We start from the raw sequence: 17,077 nt of genomic DNA, 5'->3' as shown, positions 1-17,077 counted from the left end.
CTTTTCGCAGTGGATTACAGAGGTCAAGCAGTAGATCTGGCAGGTGTTCCAAAATATATTTGGCGTATTGCAAGACTTGGTCAAATTCGGCTTGTAGGTTGGGCTGATTGGCGATTTCTTTGTCTAGGTTTGCTAATTCGTTTTCGGCGCTAATAATATCCTCTTCCAGGTACGCAAGCGCCGTTTCGCTCGTAACAACGCGCATTCTGTCCACGGTCGCCCGAATTTGGTTTTGCAGGCTCTGGCGGTGCTCTAGGCGCTGCTGATTGGCTTCTAGCTGCTTTGCTTGGCGTTCGCGCCACAGCTCGGCAATAGCAGCGATAATGTCATCAACATACTCTGGTTTTACAGTAATAGTCCGCACAAAATCCTCAAGCGTCTTGTCGAACTCGGGCTTGGGTACGCGAAAATAATGCCCGTTGCGACTACAATGATACGCCGGATAATACGCGCCCATCTTGCCACGCGAAGCGCTGCCAGAAAGAGTTTTGCCGCACCTCGGACAAGCAACGACCTGTTTATACGGATATTCTGGATTGTAAATTTGTTTATTTTTCAAATACTCCGGCACGGCTCTACGCTTGATGGTTATCATGTCGCGACTGTCAATCTCCACAAAAATCCGCCCGCGATTCGCTTCATTAAAAAGCTCGACGCTAACCAATCCATCAAACTGCGCTTTGACCGGCTGGTCATGTGTCCATTTTTCTTTAATGATACCGCAATAAACCAGTTTACTGGCGTACTGGTCGATCATTTTGGCGGTCATTTGCTTGCCGCCAATTTGCCGCTTAATTTTCGTTCGGTCGTATTTGTCGCGCACAATCGTAACACGCGAGCGAAAGCCCATTGAATTTAGCTCGTCGGCGATTTGCTGATTGGTATAAATATGAGCGGCGCGCATTTCAAAAAGTTTGATGATAAATTTTGCCTCGTTCTCATCAGGCTTCAAAATCGTGTGCCGACCATTTTTCGTATCCACCTTGACACTGCGAAAACCATAGTGCGGACGGCGCATCCAATAACCGAGCTGCGTGTAACGAATCTCCGCACCAATCATCCGACTCATAATGTCGCGCATCTCATCTTTGGCGCGTTCCGCTTCCAAATACTCCGACTTTTGCGTCGGGTTAAACTCGCTCCAATAATACTTAAATCCAGTGTGCTCCAGCGTGTTTATTTGCTGCTTGCCAATCACGCCATACATATCCTCAAGGGCGATGCCTAGACGCGTCAACTGTCGTTTCAACGGCGAATAATAATCGCCGCCGCCGCGCGTAAAACGGTCGATTGACTTAATCAGCACAACTTGAAAACCTTTGCTTTTGTCCTTGCAAACGTCGATTACTTTTTGCATCGGCTGCGTTTCGTGCGACGCCGATTCAAGCAAAATAATCGTCTCGGTAATTATGATATTGTGTGCCTTGGCGTAAGCTTCGCCTTGCTCGCGCTGGGCTTCGGGCGAGTCACCATCAAGACCTTGCTTGTCAGAAGAAACGCGTATCGCCAACAAACCAATTCGCGGCTGATTATTTGGAGACATTTTTATCATCCTCCAGTATCGTAATTAACTTCTTGGCAAAAGCGCCGTCTTCGATGATTTTCTCGACGATTAAATTTGCCACCAGCCTAATCCGCTGCTCAATCGTGAACGAAAATTGCTCCACTAGCGGGGCTTTTGGTTTATTTTTACTTCCTTTTGGTCGCGCCATAATCCCTCCTGTCGCGACTCGTCATAACATCAACTAGACTTGGACTGCTGCGGACGTCCGCGCCCGGAACGCTCCTGCAAATCCTTTTCAATCAGCTGCTTCAGCTCTTTATCGCCAACCGTCGCTAGCGCTTTTAACACCAATTCTGTCAGACTCATGCCTTGGCTATAAGCAACGGCTTTGGCTCGGTTGCGCACTTCTTTTGACGTGTCGATTTGTAGTTGAACTCTTGATTGACTCATTAATCCTAGTATACTACACGGGATGATAACCAAAAAGCGCTACTGTTTGAAGCCTAGTTTTTCGTGTTATTAACGAGCCAGTTTTATGATTAAACCTCTACTTAAATTGTACTATTTGTACTACAAATATTCAATAGTTTTTAGCAATTTTATGATGTAAAATATACCGAATATCGATATACAGTATAATTCATCTATAAAACTACTGTTATATATTGCTATTTTTCTCTTCTTTCTATATAAATATACTAGAAAGGAATCGTGAAAGGCTGATAATGAAAATAGACAAACGTTCAGCGCTCAAGCAGGGACAGATAGACATCCTGGAAACGCTATACAAATATCGGTTCGGTAGTCGTCAATTGTTGGCAGATAGTCTGGGTATTAAGTCGGGTTCAAATTTGTTTGAAAAGTTGAATGTACTGATGAAACATGGTTTTGTGGCTAGACGATATGACAAAAGCTATAAATTGCGGGGTGTGCCGGCAGCGTATTATTTGACACCAAAAGGACTTAAGCAACTGCAATTGATTTACGGCAGCGAACGCGTTACTAACGCCATCATCAAGGCGAGCTACCGCGACAAAGTCGTTGGTCAATCATTCGTTAATCATGTAGTTAATGTGTATTCGTGCACCAATAAACTACAGCACCAATATCCACCGCTAAAAGTATTTTTGCGGCGCGAAATGGCGCTTTATAGCTATTTTCCGGCTAATCCGCCCGACGCATTTTTGTCGCTCAAAACAGCCGATGGGTTGCGGCGATTTTTCTTTGATGTCGTACCTAAAGACATGCCGCCTAGCGCCATCAATCGCCGTCTGGTAAATTATATGGAATTTTTCGATGATGGCGGCTGGGACGCGACGAACAGCAACCTACCGAGGTTCTTATTTTTGCTGGAAAATCCAGCCACAGAAAACCGCTTGCGGCGCGCTGCTCATGCCGTGCGCAGTCGGTTTGACTTGGATGATGAAGTTGAGGTATATACAGCGACGGCTGAGAACTTGGTGCGTGAGAGTTCTGCTATTTGGTCGAATATTGACGAGCCTGGTGAGCTTCTTTCCTTAGATGAGTTGTAAAATAATCTAAGGATACGTATATGTCAATCGGCCGTGCGATGATTGCAAGGCGCGCCCTCCGGCGAGCTTGCAATGGTCGCACGAAAGCCGCCGCATAACTTTCGGGGCGAGGCTTATTTCGCAAATGACAGACAGATGGCGCGTTTTGTGCGTCAGCGCAGTACGCGCTAGTTGGCTTGTCTTTTTGTGAAATAAGATAACGATTCATCAACTAATATTGCCAGCCTCCGACCTAGACTCGTTCATTCTTACCTCCGCTCATCTTGACTGCACCAGCAAGGCGCATGTCGAGTGAGCGAGGTAAGTATGGACGTTGTTGGTGATGTAAATTGAGTGTGAAATTAATAACTAAACTGTCTTTTTTCCTGGGCAGTTTCTCGTCGTGTCCAGGGACGGTGAAGCTAGCGATTATTCTCTATAATCTCTTGCCAACTGACACGACCGAGAGAGGTTGCAAGTAAGTCACCTAGTAAACTCGACTATTCTAGACTGCCTTTAAGCTCGTCTCGAATCAACGGCTCAAGTCGCTCGGCTTGTTCATATTCATCGTATGTTTTGATGATGCGGCGCGCCGTATCGCAAGTACATTTCGCCGTTCGCTAGCCGCAGATTCATTACCTACATCTCGCGATTACTCCACCCACTATAAGTGGCGATAGTTCCTACTTGCTTTGCTAAGATCGGCATACTTCCTCCTTTACTTTACGTAACGGAGTCTACGTACAGGCTCGCACGGCAAACCTGTCACGGGTGGAGGTTCCCCTGAAAATGCCACTTTAAAAGACGAAATGATTTTCATGGGCGAATACGACCTTGATAGGTTTGTACGAGCTGTATAATTGGGCGGTACGTGAAGTGAATGTGTATATGGGCTTATCACTTGAGCATGCTTCTAGCAAAACTCCTTACTGAGTCAAATGTGTCATATTCATCTATTAAACTCTTCCTTGTCACCCATCTAACATCGTGAACTTCCTTATACTGTGCGGTAATCTTGTCAGAATCATCAGCCTCAAGAGCAAATACCATATCAAGATGGATATGTTCAACATCTTTCTTGCTTTTTGGTATAATTTGATACATCAAAGCGTACGGTCGTGGAATTTGCGCCTCTTTTATACCTTTTAGGACTAGATCGTTTTCATCATCTTTTATCGGTATGGCCATTACGCCAGTTTCCTCGTAAACTTCGCGTATAGCTGCCTCATGCGGAACTTCGTTGTCTTCAATATGACCACCAGGGGGCAGCCACTTATTTAAGCCTTTATGATGGATAAGTAGCATTTTGGTACGGTTTTTATTAACAGTATATCCTGTCGCGGTAAAATGTTTTTTATGATCTTTAGTATTTTTGAAAATTGCTTTCATTATACGTTTGCCTCCATACTTTTTACTGATTTGACTATTAATGCTAAGTCGTCGCTCGTTAAACCTTCGTGAGTTGGTAGCGTAATAATTTTGCGTAGCAGACTTTCACTGTTAGGACAATCTGACGCAAATTTTTTAAATATTGGCATTTTATATAGAGGTTTAATTTTGAAACGGTATGTATCGGAGACAATACCACTATCAAATAGTCTTTTGCCAACACTACTATTATTGTAGTCCTCTGACGTAATCATCAATAGCATCGCATAGTAATTTGGTTGCGACTCATTTTTTATAGCGACCTCTCTTAACCAACCAATGTCACTGATACTTTCTTTAATTCTATTTGCATTCTTAGTTCTAGATTCTATCTTTTTATTTAATTTATCAATTTGAGCAATACCTATGGCGGCAGATAGAGCAGTAATTCGAAAATTCAAACCAAACAAATAGCCATATTCACCAATATGGTCTGGAAAACGCGACAATTCAGACACAGGTTTTCCAAAATCCCTAACCTCTATTAGGCGGTTTGCGACTTTGTCATCATTAGTAATGACAAAGCCTCCCTCTCCAGTTGAGATAAGTTTACGTTCTTGTGTGCTAAAAAAGCCCGCATCACAGAACGTCCCCATATATTTACCCTCGTCTATAGACCCATGGCAATGAGATACGTCCTCAATAAAAGGTATGTTTTGACTTTTGGCATAATCACGTATCTCGCCTGAATTGATTGCGTATCCCCACATAGGGACGGAAACTATCATCTTCGTCCTCTTTGTAGTCTTATTTTTCAAATCATCAATATCAAATCCAAAAGACTCTTTTGTGTTATCAACGAATACAATTTGTGCACCCACTGCCAATATAGGCAATGCTGACATGACGGGTGCGGATGGCGATAAAATAACCTCGTCACCTGGACCTATGTTATATGCATACAAAAGAGCATGTAGGGACGATGTTCCGCTTGAAAGAGCTATAGCATGCTTCACTTTGAAGAAAGCAGCCAACTTATACTCATATTGAGTGACTACTTCAGAGGTTCCGGCAAGTTTACGTGTCTTAAAAGTTTTTTGTATTTCGAACATCTCATATTTGTCGAAATTAATATACTTATTCTCCAACATACATATCCTCTAGCTGGTCAATTATTTTATAAATGGGGAGCATATCATGTAACTTATTATAATGCTCCGTCTCGCCTTCCTTGATTAATTTCACAAAGTCTCTAATCTCCTGCTCAAAGCCGGATCTTCTTCCGCCGCTCATCACCGGACTGCTGTTCCACGTTTTTTCCCACCATTTATCGTATAGAGTAGACCTTATGTGTAACTCGTTTAGTGAGTCTATGTCTGCAACGCCTTTACTTCCAAATACATTAACACTCCAGTTAAAGTAAGGGGCAGACGATCCCGTAACGATATTAGCCGTAAAAGGTTCTCCGTCCTTATTTTGCATGCTTATAATTATATTAAGAAATAGGCCATTGTCTTTTTTGAGTAACTGCGCATCAATCAGGCTTACGATTTTCCCAATTTCTAGTAATAAGCCTAACGGGTGTATAGCCTGCGCTAATAATATCGAACGTATAGTATTTAGCCCCCATAAAGGTTCTTTTGGTTTATCTGCGTAATGAGTCACGTTGACCAAAAGAGGGTCGCCAATCTTGCCTTGCTGTATGAGGCTATTTAGTTTTTGAAAGGATTCAGAAAAGCCAAAATTTAAGCCAACGACAACGGAGGATACTTCATGCTTATACTCCCTCAGAAGAGTTTCCAGTTGCTGAGTTGATTCGACTGGCGGCTTCTCTACTAACACAGGTAATTTCTTCTCTGCTGATAGCTTGATTACTTCATAGTGTACGCTAGGGTACGATACAGCGATAACCCCGTCAAGAGATTCTTTTGAAATCATCTCTTCAAATCTAGAATATCCTATGGCGTTTAGTCTATGAGATTGAAATGATAACCTATCACTATTTGTGTCACAAACCGATTTTATGCAAATATCTCCCACCGAAGATATAGCAGGCATTATGTTGTCTGCAAATTGTTCCCCAAGACCTATTACCCCTATATTTAATATCTGATTATGGTTTGAGCGATTAACCGACACAGCAACTACACCTTTCTACCAAAGTGTTATTTTTTAAGTTATGATCGAAGAACTTCATGTTCACCATTTTATCATGATTCTATTGTTCATAACTATTTGTTTTATCTGATGACAGCACCTAAAACTATGCTATACTTTTATCATGAAATCAGCAATCGCTATAATAGGCAATGGATATGTAGGCAGGGCTTACAGTAAGATGTTTCCAGATGCTATTATCTATGACGAACCTAGAGAAGAATTGTTACAAAATAAAGTGAACTACTGGGCTAATAAACAGAAATCACGGGATATTGTAAACTCTTGCCATATTGCAATAGTTTGCGTTCCAACGGAATTGGGCAGTGATGGTAAGTTGAATATGTCTATCGTTAACGATGTAGTGGATTGGCTGCAGACAGACCTTATATTGATTAAGTCGGCACTTCAGCCAGGTACAGCCGATAGGCTAGTAAAAACTACGGGTAAAAATATAGCAGTATCGGTTGAGCTTATTGGCATGGGCAATTACTATGTTGATCCTAGTGAATTCCCAGATCCCACTAATCCATCTAAACACAAAACTTTAGTGATTGGTGGAGATGAGGACACTGCAACTAGATGTGCTGAATTTCTATGGAACAAAATGCAACCAAATATAAAAATACATTTAGTTAGTGCTCTTGAAGCTGAGATTACAAAACTTGTAGAAAATTCATACCCAGCTCTAAAGGTTAGTTTTATAAACGCTCTTTATGAACTATGTAAAAGTGCCGATGCTAATTTTATCAAGGTACAACAAGCATGGTCGTCAGACTCCAGAGTAGATGGTTTTCATATGAGAACTCTCTCATGGAACAGGGGATGGTCATCTCACTGTTGGTCAAAAGATGTACCCGCCTTAGCCACTTATGCAGAAGAAGTGGGTGCAAAAACTATGTCATCAATTTTACGCACAATAATAGATGTCAACCAAGTTCATAGAAACCAGAATGTTGATATTAACTAGCTTTGTTCGTATATTTGGTTATTCGACGTGAGAACGGAGAGGCTTGTCTTTATCTTAGTTCGTATGGACTGACGCTTGTGTTATAAGACTTCAATTCCTTTATTCTTTTATACGTACTAGGTGTCGTTAGTCTATTTATAAAATTACGTAAATGAGGATTCTGTCTTTGACAGTCTGGTAATAGTTTACTTAAGTTGTTCGCCTCTGCCATATCCTCGCAGCTTTCGCTTTCTCGAATTAACCTAGCGACGCCAATTAAGTATTCTACTATTCGCTCTGCTACACCCTCATTTACTTTGAGTAGGCTTACAATAGCCGCTTTATTAAATCTGCTCAGCAAATTGTCTGGGTGGGCTGTAACCTGATCTATCTCTCTGTAGAAAAGCAACGTTAAAGACTTTAGATTCTCTTCAATTCTCAAGGGGATGTCTTTACTCATAGACACACCGTCTTTGGATAAATCATGGAAAGCAATTGCGTGCCTATTTATAACGTAAGCCATATTTTTACCCATCTCATTTGCTGTCATGCAGGTTGGTACATTAGACCAAACAGTAAAATCTCTAAGAAATAGATCTTTTTCGGAGTGCTTAGCGCTTACATTTTCTGCGAACGACCTTGTAAATAGATAGGCTCCTCGCATCATAGTGCTTAAGATGGCGTCATCTCGTCTGCAGCCAATCTCATCACCCAGCCTTCCGGGCATATCAAGTTTGGCTCGATCGCTCTGATTTTTTTCAATATTACCAATTGACTCAGACTCGTATGTCGGTCTAAGTGTGTTATGTGAATTGTATGTAGCTAGCGGCGGTGCACAAGCATCAATATCTGGATTGTTTTTCCAATAGTCAAAAAGTATTTCAAGAGCATCTGGGGAACAGTAAATATCAGAATCCCAGCTAGCGAGATACTGAGATGATTCGCTCGCTAAATCAATACCAATATTTCTTGCAACAGGAAAGGTTAGAGTTCGATCATAACAATACCTTAAGGCTATGGATCCAAGTACTCTATCTGTACTAAGTGTCCTTTCTAACACTTCGTGTAAGCCAGGATTGAAGCTGTTGTCCATAACTACTACCTCTGTAGGCATATGAGCATTAATTGCAGATTGCGCTAGCGAACGAAGCGTATTTATTGTTTTTGATGGACGCTCCATGGTGGGCATTATGATTGACAATTCTGTAGGACATTCAAGGACGGAGAGTTCTTTGTTTAGTGTGTTCGTGTCGCTGCTACAATCATTAAATACTTTTCTGCCATCAACATAGTCTACTATAGGCCAGTTAAGTGCTTTTTTATTGATTTCAGCCATCTAGATAATTTTCCCAAATTTCCTGTAAGTCCCTGCTAAACCCCGGCAAAAGCCGCTCGTTTTCGGCGCGGTTTTTGATAAATTCGTAGTATTTTCGCTCTTTTTCGTGGATGTCGCCCGCAAAAAATAGCTTTAGAATTTCATCATTGCCTTGTATGTCTAGCTCTTTATATATACTGTGCGGTGAGTTACTCGCCGCGTGTGCATTCGCCAGCTGCTCAATAAAGCCGCGGTAGCATTTGTACGCCTGCCAATTTTCGCCGCGACGGCGGTGCTTGATGTAGCGCAACGAGCCCATCATCACGTCGAAATAATCGTGCTCGGCGCGTGGTTCTGTCCATTTTTTGAATTCAATGCTAGGCTTCTGTGGTTGGTCGTTTTTTAAAATGAGTCTAGAGTTTGGAAAAAACTTGACCTCGCTAGGTAGCGAAAACCCAATGTCAATTTTATGAAACGGGCTCATACCGCTCAGACAAAAAGTTCGGGCAATTTCATGTTCATCATTCTTAATCGTGTAGACCGCGCTCAAGCCAAATTTATCCGCCAAACTTTTACGAGCGTAGGCTTCGGCGGCGGCTGGGTGCGGCGAGGTAGCGGTTAAGTCAATGTCAGAAAGTCCATCACTCTTTTCTATTGCTCGTGAGCCAAAAAGATGCAGTTCGGAAATGTGGGGGTTGTCGGTAAGCACTTTTATAACTTCATCTAATGATGTATGGCTATCTCTCATAGACCCTCTCTAACGTAATAGTCTCTCAGTTTGCTTAAATAAGTTACTATCTGAGCTCTGATGCCACTAACCTCGTGTCCGATGCCGATCGTTGCTCTCATAGAAGGATCTCCTACAAGATTGTTTCTACTAATCATAGAGTCGTCACCTCCGCCCTTTAAAATTATTGGGTAGTTTGTGTGCAGCCATCTATCTCCTCGTTTTAAGGCGTTGAGCATTATTTTTTGCGTTATTGCGTCGTCCTCAAAACTAAACTCCGCAGAGTAGCGAATATCCGGAATCATACCTCTTGACATTGCGGAAGCCAGAAAAATCAACCCTCTTTCATGAATATCTTTCATTCTTTCTACGCGAGGAAAATCAGAGCCCACATTAGCAGGGCAACTACTCATGTCAACACTACCGTCAGGGTTAATCATCTCCCATACCGCAAACCCATGTATTAAGGTCGCCGTTTGTCCGAGCTTTTCAGCTACAGAATTCAGTTTATTAAGCTCTCTAAGGCTTGATTTGTCATAGAGCTGATCATCTGAATCTATGTTCATAATCCATTTAGTCTTAGAACTGGACTTCTTAACAGCCAATGCTGCAACATCAAAACCGTAGTTGCGAACAGGGTAAGCACAGCCCGTTATTGCGGTATAGCTCAGCGCATGCACCCGTCTATCGCCCAGGCTATTTAGGCGTTCAATAGTATTGTCGCTTGATCCATTATCAACCACGATCCATGACCAGTCTCCATTATAGTCTTGTTCGCACAATTTATTGTAGGATGATATTATCTTATCTTCACGATTTTTTGTCGAGGTTACTATAACATATCCCGGAGAGAAGGAGGATATTTGTTCTATAGCATCACCCACTCTGCCCAGCTCTTCTTTTGGAGTTTGACTTTCTATGCGGCTCGCAATTTGTGATTCTTGACTCCCGCTCCCTGTATTCTTGTAGTAATTCATACGTGCAGCATGAAACGAATCATAGTTGCGCAGATAATTTGGAACTTTCATTTTAATATTATTGCAGGTGCTAGGCGGATGGTCAAGTACGGTCTGGTTTGATGCATTAAACGAAATAGTTGACTTAGCAGCTATCTTGTTGTATCTTGTAGGCATGAGGTTGTTGAGCGGTATCTCTGGAGGGCATCTCCAGAGATATTTTATATCAGCCATTTTTGCGCCAAATATACATTTACATCAACGGGAGGTAACCATGACAAAAACTACTGTATCTAAAAATCAGTACGCCGATTCGCGCGATTTCATGACAAGCCTGCTGTTTCGAAAATGGACTATCGCAATCATTCTTTCTCTCGGAGCTGAGACTAAGCGCTATTCTGCGCTGCACCGCTCCCTTCCGGGGGTGACTCAAAAAGTACTCACCGAGCACCTCAAGCAACTAGAACGCGCCGGCATCGTCCGGCGCTTTTTCTATCCGACGATTCCGCCGCGGGTTGAATATGAATTGACGAAAACCGGTCTTGAATTATTGAAGCTAACGGGCGACATAACCATGTGGTTTGATTCTCATTCTGAAGCCCTGCACAAATCCCAGAAAACTTACGACAAGAAACGCGTAACCGTGTTGCGGCGATTATAAGTTACGATTTTTCTCTATCGCGTCCAGTACTTCACGGTGCCGCAATTTTGCTTGTTTTTGCTTACGGCTACTCCGTCGCAGCAGCCGATATGGAATGAACAAAATTCCAAAAACAACATAAATCAGCACATACCAAAGCGCCACAAAAATCCAAGCAAACAAAATGAGCACGGCAGCCACCAAACCAAGCAGCGTCTTCACCGCTGGACTATCCACGTCTGTGATTTTCCAAATACGTTTTGCCGAACCACTAAACGATAGCGGCGAAGATATAACAACCTTTTCGGATTTTAGTTTGCTCATGTTTTTAGTTTACTTGTAATTTTTATTAGTGTAAAGTTAGCAGTCAAATATCATTTTTAGTAAGTTCGTTAATTTAATTTTTAGCTCAAAATAAAACATAGCTACACCTCTATAAATTCAACAAACCTCTCTAGAAACTAACATACTAATATCGCCGTAATAGACTTTTAAGTGCCGTCTTGCCAAGTAAAATGATGCCTGCTAACGTAAAAATAACAGAGGTAAACACAAAGTTCACGCTCTGGTGAAAGGGAGTTTATGGTGTCAAGAAAAACATATTGTTTGGCGGCAATATTTATCGCGGTTGGAGCGCCATTTGTGTTGGCGAACGTAGCCCTAGCTGCACCAGCGGGTGTCAGTAATGTCGAGAATTTTATACGAAGCGTCATCCAGGTGGTGGCGGGGCTAGCCGGTCTAGTAGCGACCGGCTTTTTTGTTGCTGGCGGTTTTACATATATCACTAGCTCGGGAAATCCTGAGCAGCTCGACAAAGCAAAGCGCACTATCACGTGGTCGGCTATTGGTTTGGCTATTGTCATCGCGGCGTTTGTATTGGCGAACATCGTAACGACCTTAGCGCGACAAGCTTTCGGAGGATAACCCGTCCATGTTCGACTTTGTCGATATTTTCACTAGTAATTTAGTGTTATTTGCCGATACGGCTGGCGCCATAAAAACCGTGCGCGACTATGTTTTGCCGACAGCCAAAATCTTATCGGGCATCGCGTCGCTGGCTTGCGCTTTCTTTTTGGCGCATGCTGGCTATATTTACATAACCAGCAGCGGCAAACCAGACCGCATGGAGCACGCTAAAAGTATCGCCAAGAAAGCGGTGATCGGGCTGGTCATCGTACTGGCTGCCGTGACAATAGTTTCTATCCTTAATGGTTCGTATCAAGCGGTGCAAAATCCAAATGACGCAAACCTACCGAACCTACAGGCAGTCACACCCAAATCAGAAAATAACGGCTTGATCGAAATGATCATCAAAGCCGTGACGGGGCTATTGTCATCAATCATCAACGCCATAGCCTCGCCATTTCTGAGCGCGTTAGAATTTTTCACCAAATCAACGCCGCTGATGGCGAGTAATAAAACCGTGTTTAATCTATGGCTGGTGATGGTTGGCATCGCTGATGTGCTGCTGATTTTAATCGTGGCGTTAGTTGGATTTCAAGTCATGAGTGCGTCAAGTTTTGGCTTTGATGAAGTTGAAGTTAAGCACTTGCTGCCACGCATAGCACTGATATTTTTACTAATGAACACTTCAATATTTTTGATTGACGGCATCATTAGTTTGTCTAATGTCCTCATCTCAGCCGTCAATCAAGTTTCGGGTGCATCGACCGTTTGGAGTACGCTCATCAAAGTTGTCGAAAAAACGTCTGGTCAGGGTGTGGCGGCACTGCTGATCATGGTGGTGTTTTTGATTTGCTCGGTCATATTATTGGTGTATTATGTTATGCGTTTAATTACTTTATTCATCGGCACTGTCTTATCGCCGCTAGTGAGTATGCTGTGGCTGGTGCCGGGGTTTCGTGATTTTGCCGAAACTTCGATGAAGACGTTCCTGTCAACAATTTTCGTTTTGTTTGTTCATGTGGTTATTTTGCAACTAGCATCTTCACTATTTTCTGGCATGGCGACCACTGGCGGCAACAATGCTCTGCCCGATACCTTGATGGCGATGGTAGCAGGCATAGCAACTATTCTGACTTTATTAAAAGTTCAAGGCGTGATGATGCAATTTAGTTTCGTTAGCATGGGCGCGCGTAATCTAAAGAAATTGGGTGGTCAGTTTATGAACGGCGTCAGCTACATGACGGGCACTGGCTCGAAAGTGGTACACAAAACTACCCAGCGCGTTAGGGATACTACTCACGCCGCCAAAAAAGCCCGGGTTCACTCGACTCTCGAAACGGTGGCGCGTCAAACAAAGTCGCCGATGAAAGTGAGTTATCTAAACAAAAAAGGCGACGCGGAAATCACCTACGCCGTAAATCCGCGCAGCAAAAATAATCCAACCGTTGTTAATATGCCCGAGTCAAAGCCACTCAAAACCGGCACAACTTACCGTGCCGGATCAAAAATAAAATCGACTAAACAGCGAGGTAAAAAATCATGAAAACGACAGTCGTTCCCGCGCAGGTTACCACCGTAGAAGATCGGATTATCGGCAAGCTCGGTTTTTCACAAATCGTGCTCTTGATGATTCCTGTTTTCTTTAGCGCGGGAGTTTTCGCGCTGCTGCCGCCGGTCATGAACGGTGCACTTTATAAATACGTTTTGATGGCGTTAAGTTTGATGATTTGTGGGATTTTGTCGGTTCGCATTAAGGGTAAAATCATCGCACTTTGGTTGGTGACGGTACTACGTTACAATTTACGACCAAAATATTATTTGTTCAATAAAAACACTACTGCGTTTCGTGATGAGTATAAAAGTACTCCGCGCGAGGATGAAGAACCCATAAATAAACCAGCCGAAAAGCCGCAAAAGCCAGAAAAATTAGACAACATATCAACCATCAAAACCCGCCAAATTATAGATGATCCAACCGCTAATGTTCGTTTTGAAACTGACAAGAAAGGAGGTTTGCATGTTCGGTTTACGAAAGTCAAACGCTAAATCTAGTGCTAGGCGACAGATTGTACTAAAGGGTGTGCGCGACGGAATTTTGTTATTACCGCAGAATAATTATCGGGCAATCTTGTCCGTTTCGGCGCTGAATTTTGAACTGCGTAGCGAGGATGAGCAAGACGCAATTATTGATACCTACGAAAGTTTTCTCAATTCAATTGGTTGGCCGATTCAAATTTTAGTACGTACGCGCGAAATTGATATGGACGGATATTTAGAAGATCTGAACTATCGACTGCAAAGCGAGACGATTCCTGTCTATAAAATTCAACTGAAAAATTACGATGAATTTATTCGTTCGCTCATCACCGACAACAAGATTTTGACGCGACATTTTTATATCATCATTCCTTTTCGACCGACCGACAACAAAGCTGATTTTGATTTAATTCGCGAACAACTCAAACTCCGCATCGATATTATCGCCAAAGGTATGGCGCGGCTCGGCATGCGCGCCGACCAGCTTGATAGCCTCGAATTGCTTGATTTGTTCTACAGTTTTTACAGCCCAGCGCAGGCAAAAATTCAACCGCTAACTGAACGCGCTTTGCAAACAATTCACACCGCGCTCATGCGAGACGGGAGCGAAATTAAATGATTAGAAAATCACGTACACCAATATTTATCAAAAGAATCAGCAACGCAATTAGCGCCCCGAAACGCCGTCGTGACCGCCAGCGCGAAGAGCGGCAAAAAGAACTCAATATCACGTTTGGCGAACAAGACACTCTGGATATTTTATCCTACGCTGGGCTGGAAGAAAATGTTGATTATCTTTGCATTGATGGCGTGTACATGCGCACGCTATTCATTTCTGGATATCCGTTCGTAGCGAGTTCGGATTGGATGGACAGCTTGATTCATTTTAATCACGACATCGACATTAGTTATCATCTACACGAAGTAGATGCCCGAGCGGCACTGCCAAAACTAAATCGTAAAATTACCGAACTTGAATCCATGCGCCGGGCGATGATGCGCGAAGGACGGATTGTTGGCTCGGAAATTACCGACCCACTTGAATCGGCGATTGATTTGCGTGATAAAATTCAGCGCGGTCAAGAAAAATTATTCCAAATGGCGATATACATTTGCATCCGCTCTGAGACTAAAGAAGAACTTGATAAAACCACCAAGTTGCTTGAAGCGAATCTATCGGCACGGTTGTTTTACTCAAAGGTAGCGCACTATCAGCAACTGGAGGCACTGCAATCAATTTTGCCGCGCGGCGAAGATCAGCTGGCGCAAAAGCGTAATCTTGATAGTTCCAGCGCCTCCCTGACTTTTCCGTTTATGTCATCAGAATTAGTCCAGGAATCGGGCATCCTTTACGGTGTCAACAAATCAAACAACTCGCTGGTTATTTTGGATAGGTTTAGTTTACATAATGCTAACTCAATCACATTTGCGCAGTCGGGTGCTGGCAAAAGTTACACCACCAAAGTCGAGATTTTACGCCAACTCATGCAAGGCACGCGTGTCATCGTCATCGACCCAGAGCGTGAATACAAGCGCCTCGCCGAATCAGTAAAAGGCACGTATATAAAATTATCCGCCAAGAGTAAGCAGAAAATTAACCCTTTTGACCTAGCGACGACTGTTCACGAAATTAGTGATTTGTCTGAACATACGCAAGATCTAATGGATGTAATTGGTTTGATGGCTGAAAGTTTAACGGCGCGCGAAAAAGCCGCCATCGACAAGGCGGTTTTGAAAATCTACAAAAAGTCAAAAACCAAACAGCCACTTTTAGAAGATTTATACGCGGAACTTAGGAAATTGGGTCAACTAAAATTATGTGAAAAGTTAGAAAAATATATTTCTGGCTCGTTGGCAGATGTATTCAACGCGCAAACAAATGTTAAATTAGACAACCGCCTGGTCATTTTCGACATCAAAGATTTGCCAGAAAATTTGCGCCAAATTATGATGCTGATTATCTCTAATTTTGTGAAAAATCAAGTCATGGCTAAGCCAGAAAAGCAGCTGTTGATTATCGACGAAGGCTGGATTTTGTTGCAGCACGAGGAATCGGCGCGATTCGTGGCGGGGCTGGTGCGTCGAGCTCGCAAATACTACCTCGGAGTGTCGATCATCTCGCAACAAGCCAATGACTTTCTCAAAAGTGAATATGGCCGCGCCATCGCTTCGCAGAGTGCGCTGCGAATTTTAATGCGCCAGGACACAACGACTATCAAGGGCGTGGTTAACGAATTCAACCTCAGTGAATACGAACAAAGTTTTCTGCTCACCTGTGAACGAGGCGATGCTTTGCTTATCGCCGACCAAAACCATGTTGCCGTTAAAGTTGTGGCAGCCAAGAAAGAGCATCCGCTCATCACTACCAATCCCGCGGAGTTATATTCATCATGAACGGCGCGGCAGTTTTGTTTACAAATTTCGGCTTCAGCATTAAGAAAATTATAGCTATAATCATCGCCACTTTACTGCTTATTTTGATGTTTCCGATTTTAGCTATTTCATCGCTTGGCTTACCGGCAATGAGCTTTTTAGCAAACGCGCCGAGCGCTAAAGCGGCGGAAGAGAGCGGCTTTTATAATGGCGGCGTGATGCCTGGAAACACTTACGCCTGGGGCAACTGTACGTGGTGGGCGTATGCGATGCGCCGGTGGGCAAACAGTCCGATTCCGAACACTTGGGGCAATGCTAATACCTGGGATGATAACGCCAAGCGTGATGGCTACATCGTCAACGATACACCAGCGGCTGGTGCAGTTTTTCAGACTGATGAAGGCCCTTATGGACATGTTGCGTATGTGATAGAAGTTAATCAAATCAGCGGTGATTGGAAAATTTCTGAAATGAACGCGCGCGGTTTGAACGTGGTGTCGCAGCGCACTTTTTCCAAAGAAGTCGCCAAATCGTATAAATTTATTCATAATAAACCAGGAGCACAGCCGTGGAATCCACAGCCGATTACCTCGCCACCGCCTTATGGCTTGGGTCGATAGTTTTAATCGTAATC

Annotated in this window: 20 protein-coding genes and 1 pseudogene; 11 read left to right on the top strand and 10 right to left on the bottom strand. The window is 43.1% G+C overall.

What is annotated here, in order from left to right:
- The first annotated feature begins 286 nt into the window (after positions 1-286).
- Together FBF26_03670 and FBF26_03665 are read left to right on the top strand one after the other, a co-directional pair.
- Positions 287-853, top strand: coding sequence for a hypothetical protein (locus FBF26_03670; GenBank protein ID QJU10343.1), 567 nt, complete (start codon positions 287-289; stop codon positions 851-853).
- A gap of 36 nt (positions 854-889) precedes the next feature.
- On the top strand, positions 890-1,228 hold the full coding sequence (locus tag FBF26_03665) for a hypothetical protein (protein QJU10342.1): 339 nt from the start codon (positions 890-892) through the stop codon (positions 1,226-1,228).
- On the opposite strand, the pseudogene FBF26_03660 reads toward FBF26_03665, so the two are convergent.
- From FBF26_03660 to FBF26_03650, 3 genes and pseudogenes are all read right to left on the bottom strand, one after another.
- Positions 1,205-1,552 (bottom strand): annotated as a pseudogene (locus FBF26_03660) (hypothetical protein). The gene FBF26_03665 and the pseudogene FBF26_03660 overlap by 24 nt on opposite strands.
- The gene (locus tag FBF26_03655; GenBank protein ID QJU10341.1) at positions 1,530-1,712 is read right to left on the bottom strand and encodes a hypothetical protein; all 183 of its coding nucleotides are present in this window, start codon (positions 1,710-1,712) and stop codon (positions 1,530-1,532) included. The pseudogene FBF26_03660 and the gene FBF26_03655 overlap by 23 nt, the downstream one beginning before the upstream one ends.
- 29 nt (positions 1,713-1,741) lie before the next feature.
- Complete coding sequence (locus tag FBF26_03650; protein ID QJU10340.1) at positions 1,742-1,954, bottom strand: hypothetical protein; 213 nt, start codon at positions 1,952-1,954, stop codon at positions 1,742-1,744.
- Between the two features lie 275 nt (positions 1,955-2,229).
- Here FBF26_03650 and FBF26_03645 point away from each other — a divergent pair, with 275 nt between their 5' ends.
- Positions 2,230-3,036, top strand: coding sequence for a hypothetical protein (locus FBF26_03645; GenBank protein ID QJU10339.1), 807 nt, complete (start codon positions 2,230-2,232; stop codon positions 3,034-3,036).
- A gap of 876 nt (positions 3,037-3,912) precedes the next feature.
- Here FBF26_03645 and FBF26_03640 read toward each other — a convergent pair.
- Genes FBF26_03640 through FBF26_03630 form a run of 3 tightly spaced genes read right to left on the bottom strand, consistent with a single transcriptional unit; the run spans position 3,913 to position 6,522 of the window.
- The gene (locus FBF26_03640) at positions 3,913-4,404 is read right to left on the bottom strand and encodes an NUDIX domain-containing protein (protein QJU10338.1); all 492 of its coding nucleotides are present in this window, start codon (positions 4,402-4,404) and stop codon (positions 3,913-3,915) included.
- Complete coding sequence (locus FBF26_03635) at positions 4,404-5,534, bottom strand: aminotransferase class I/II-fold pyridoxal phosphate-dependent enzyme (GenBank protein ID QJU10337.1); 1,131 nt, start codon at positions 5,532-5,534, stop codon at positions 4,404-4,406. Before FBF26_03635 ends, FBF26_03640 begins: the two co-directional genes overlap by 1 nt.
- Positions 5,521-6,522 (bottom strand): Gfo/Idh/MocA family oxidoreductase, encoded by a 1,002-nt coding sequence (locus FBF26_03630; protein ID QJU10336.1) that lies wholly within the window; start codon positions 6,520-6,522, stop codon positions 5,521-5,523. The genes FBF26_03635 and FBF26_03630 overlap by 14 nt, the downstream gene beginning before the upstream one ends.
- 142 nt (positions 6,523-6,664) lie before the next feature.
- Here FBF26_03630 and FBF26_03625 point away from each other — a divergent pair, with 142 nt between their 5' ends.
- Complete coding sequence (locus tag FBF26_03625) at positions 6,665-7,510, top strand: hypothetical protein (GenBank protein ID QJU10335.1); 846 nt, start codon at positions 6,665-6,667, stop codon at positions 7,508-7,510.
- Between the two features lie 49 nt (positions 7,511-7,559).
- On the opposite strand, the gene FBF26_03620 is transcribed toward FBF26_03625, so the two are convergent.
- Genes FBF26_03620 through FBF26_03610 form a run of 3 tightly spaced genes read right to left on the bottom strand, consistent with a single transcriptional unit; the run spans position 7,560 to position 10,721 of the window.
- Positions 7,560-8,825, bottom strand: coding sequence for a glycosyltransferase family 2 protein (locus FBF26_03620; GenBank protein ID QJU10334.1), 1,266 nt, complete (start codon positions 8,823-8,825; stop codon positions 7,560-7,562).
- Entirely contained in the window at positions 8,818-9,552 is a 735-nt protein-coding gene (locus FBF26_03615) for a hypothetical protein (protein ID QJU10333.1), read from the bottom strand. Before FBF26_03615 ends, FBF26_03620 begins: the two co-directional genes overlap by 8 nt.
- Positions 9,549-10,721, bottom strand: a complete 1,173-nt coding sequence (locus tag FBF26_03610) for a glycosyltransferase family 2 protein (GenBank protein QJU10332.1) — start codon at positions 10,719-10,721, stop codon at positions 9,549-9,551. The genes FBF26_03615 and FBF26_03610 overlap by 4 nt, the downstream gene beginning before the upstream one ends.
- On the opposite strand from FBF26_03610, the gene FBF26_03605 reads away from it, so the two are divergent.
- A complete protein-coding gene (locus tag FBF26_03605) occupies positions 10,663-11,148 on the top strand; it encodes a helix-turn-helix transcriptional regulator (GenBank protein QJU10331.1) in 486 nt (161 codons plus the stop codon). The genes FBF26_03610 and FBF26_03605 overlap by 59 nt on opposite strands.
- Here FBF26_03605 and FBF26_03600 read toward each other — a convergent pair.
- Positions 11,143-11,451: a hypothetical protein gene (locus FBF26_03600; protein QJU10330.1), complete on the bottom strand. Its 309-nt coding sequence runs from the start codon at positions 11,449-11,451 to the stop codon at positions 11,143-11,145. The two genes, FBF26_03605 and FBF26_03600, sit on opposite strands and share 6 nt — an antisense overlap.
- Positions 11,452-11,709: 258 nt before the next feature.
- Here FBF26_03600 and FBF26_03595 point away from each other — a divergent pair, with 258 nt between their 5' ends.
- From FBF26_03595 to FBF26_03570, 6 genes are read left to right on the top strand one after another with little or no spacing between them, the layout of a single operon-like run.
- Entirely contained in the window at positions 11,710-12,051 is a 342-nt protein-coding gene (locus tag FBF26_03595) for a hypothetical protein (GenBank protein QJU10329.1), read from the top strand.
- A gap of 7 nt (positions 12,052-12,058) precedes the next feature.
- Positions 12,059-13,576 (top strand): type IV secretion system protein, encoded by a 1,518-nt coding sequence (locus FBF26_03590; GenBank protein QJU10328.1) that lies wholly within the window; start codon positions 12,059-12,061, stop codon positions 13,574-13,576.
- Entirely contained in the window at positions 13,573-14,079 is a 507-nt protein-coding gene (locus FBF26_03585; GenBank protein ID QJU10327.1) for a PrgI family protein, read from the top strand. The genes FBF26_03590 and FBF26_03585 overlap by 4 nt, the downstream gene beginning before the upstream one ends.
- Positions 14,051-14,689, top strand: coding sequence for a hypothetical protein (locus tag FBF26_03580; protein ID QJU10326.1), 639 nt, complete (start codon positions 14,051-14,053; stop codon positions 14,687-14,689). The genes FBF26_03585 and FBF26_03580 overlap by 29 nt, the downstream gene beginning before the upstream one ends.
- The gene (locus FBF26_03575; protein QJU10325.1) at positions 14,686-16,464 is read left to right on the top strand and encodes a DUF87 domain-containing protein; all 1,779 of its coding nucleotides are present in this window, start codon (positions 14,686-14,688) and stop codon (positions 16,462-16,464) included. The genes FBF26_03580 and FBF26_03575 overlap by 4 nt, the downstream gene beginning before the upstream one ends.
- Complete coding sequence (locus FBF26_03570; GenBank protein QJU10324.1) at positions 16,461-17,063, top strand: CHAP domain-containing protein; 603 nt, start codon at positions 16,461-16,463, stop codon at positions 17,061-17,063. Before FBF26_03575 ends, FBF26_03570 begins: the two co-directional genes overlap by 4 nt.
- The last annotated feature ends 14 nt before the right edge of the window (positions 17,064-17,077 follow it).

The sequence above is a fragment of the Candidatus Saccharibacteria bacterium oral taxon 488 genome, assembly GCA_013100825.1.
Lineage (GTDB): Bacteria > Patescibacteriota > Saccharimonadia > Saccharimonadales > Saccharimonadaceae > Nanosynbacter.
The sequence above is the reverse complement of the archived record's forward strand: the minus strand, read 5'-3'. Positions and strand labels throughout refer to the sequence as shown.

Excerpts from the sequence above, each read along its gene's own strand:
- FBF26_03665 (QJU10342.1), top strand. The coding sequence starts at position 890 with ATGAGCGGCGCGCATTTCAAAAAGTTTGATGATAAATTTTGCCTCGTT.
- FBF26_03655 (QJU10341.1), bottom strand. The coding sequence starts at position 1,712 with ATGGCGCGACCAAAAGGAAGTAAAAATAAACCAAAAGCCCCGCTAGTG.
- FBF26_03650 (QJU10340.1), bottom strand. The coding sequence starts at position 1,954 with ATGAGTCAATCAAGAGTTCAACTACAAATCGACACGTCAAAAGAAGTG.
- FBF26_03645 (QJU10339.1), top strand. The coding sequence starts at position 2,230 with ATGAAAATAGACAAACGTTCAGCGCTCAAGCAGGGACAGATAGACATC.
- FBF26_03640 (QJU10338.1), bottom strand. The coding sequence starts at position 4,404 with ATGAAAGCAATTTTCAAAAATACTAAAGATCATAAAAAACATTTTACC.
- FBF26_03635 (QJU10337.1), bottom strand. The coding sequence starts at position 5,534 with ATGTTGGAGAATAAGTATATTAATTTCGACAAATATGAGATGTTCGAA.
- FBF26_03625 (QJU10335.1), top strand. The coding sequence starts at position 6,665 with ATGAAATCAGCAATCGCTATAATAGGCAATGGATATGTAGGCAGGGCT.
- FBF26_03620 (QJU10334.1), bottom strand. The coding sequence starts at position 8,825 with ATGGCTGAAATCAATAAAAAAGCACTTAACTGGCCTATAGTAGACTAT.
- FBF26_03615 (QJU10333.1), bottom strand. The coding sequence starts at position 9,552 with ATGAGAGATAGCCATACATCATTAGATGAAGTTATAAAAGTGCTTACC.
- FBF26_03605 (QJU10331.1), top strand. The coding sequence starts at position 10,663 with ATGAGGTTGTTGAGCGGTATCTCTGGAGGGCATCTCCAGAGATATTTT.
- FBF26_03610 (QJU10332.1), bottom strand. The coding sequence starts at position 10,721 with ATGGCTGATATAAAATATCTCTGGAGATGCCCTCCAGAGATACCGCTC.
- FBF26_03600 (QJU10330.1), bottom strand. The coding sequence starts at position 11,451 with ATGAGCAAACTAAAATCCGAAAAGGTTGTTATATCTTCGCCGCTATCG.
- FBF26_03595 (QJU10329.1), top strand. The coding sequence starts at position 11,710 with ATGGTGTCAAGAAAAACATATTGTTTGGCGGCAATATTTATCGCGGTT.
- FBF26_03590 (QJU10328.1), top strand. The coding sequence starts at position 12,059 with ATGTTCGACTTTGTCGATATTTTCACTAGTAATTTAGTGTTATTTGCC.
- FBF26_03585 (QJU10327.1), top strand. The coding sequence starts at position 13,573 with ATGAAAACGACAGTCGTTCCCGCGCAGGTTACCACCGTAGAAGATCGG.
- FBF26_03580 (QJU10326.1), top strand. The coding sequence starts at position 14,051 with ATGTTCGGTTTACGAAAGTCAAACGCTAAATCTAGTGCTAGGCGACAG.
- FBF26_03575 (QJU10325.1), top strand. The coding sequence starts at position 14,686 with ATGATTAGAAAATCACGTACACCAATATTTATCAAAAGAATCAGCAAC.
- FBF26_03570 (QJU10324.1), top strand. The coding sequence starts at position 16,461 with ATGAACGGCGCGGCAGTTTTGTTTACAAATTTCGGCTTCAGCATTAAG.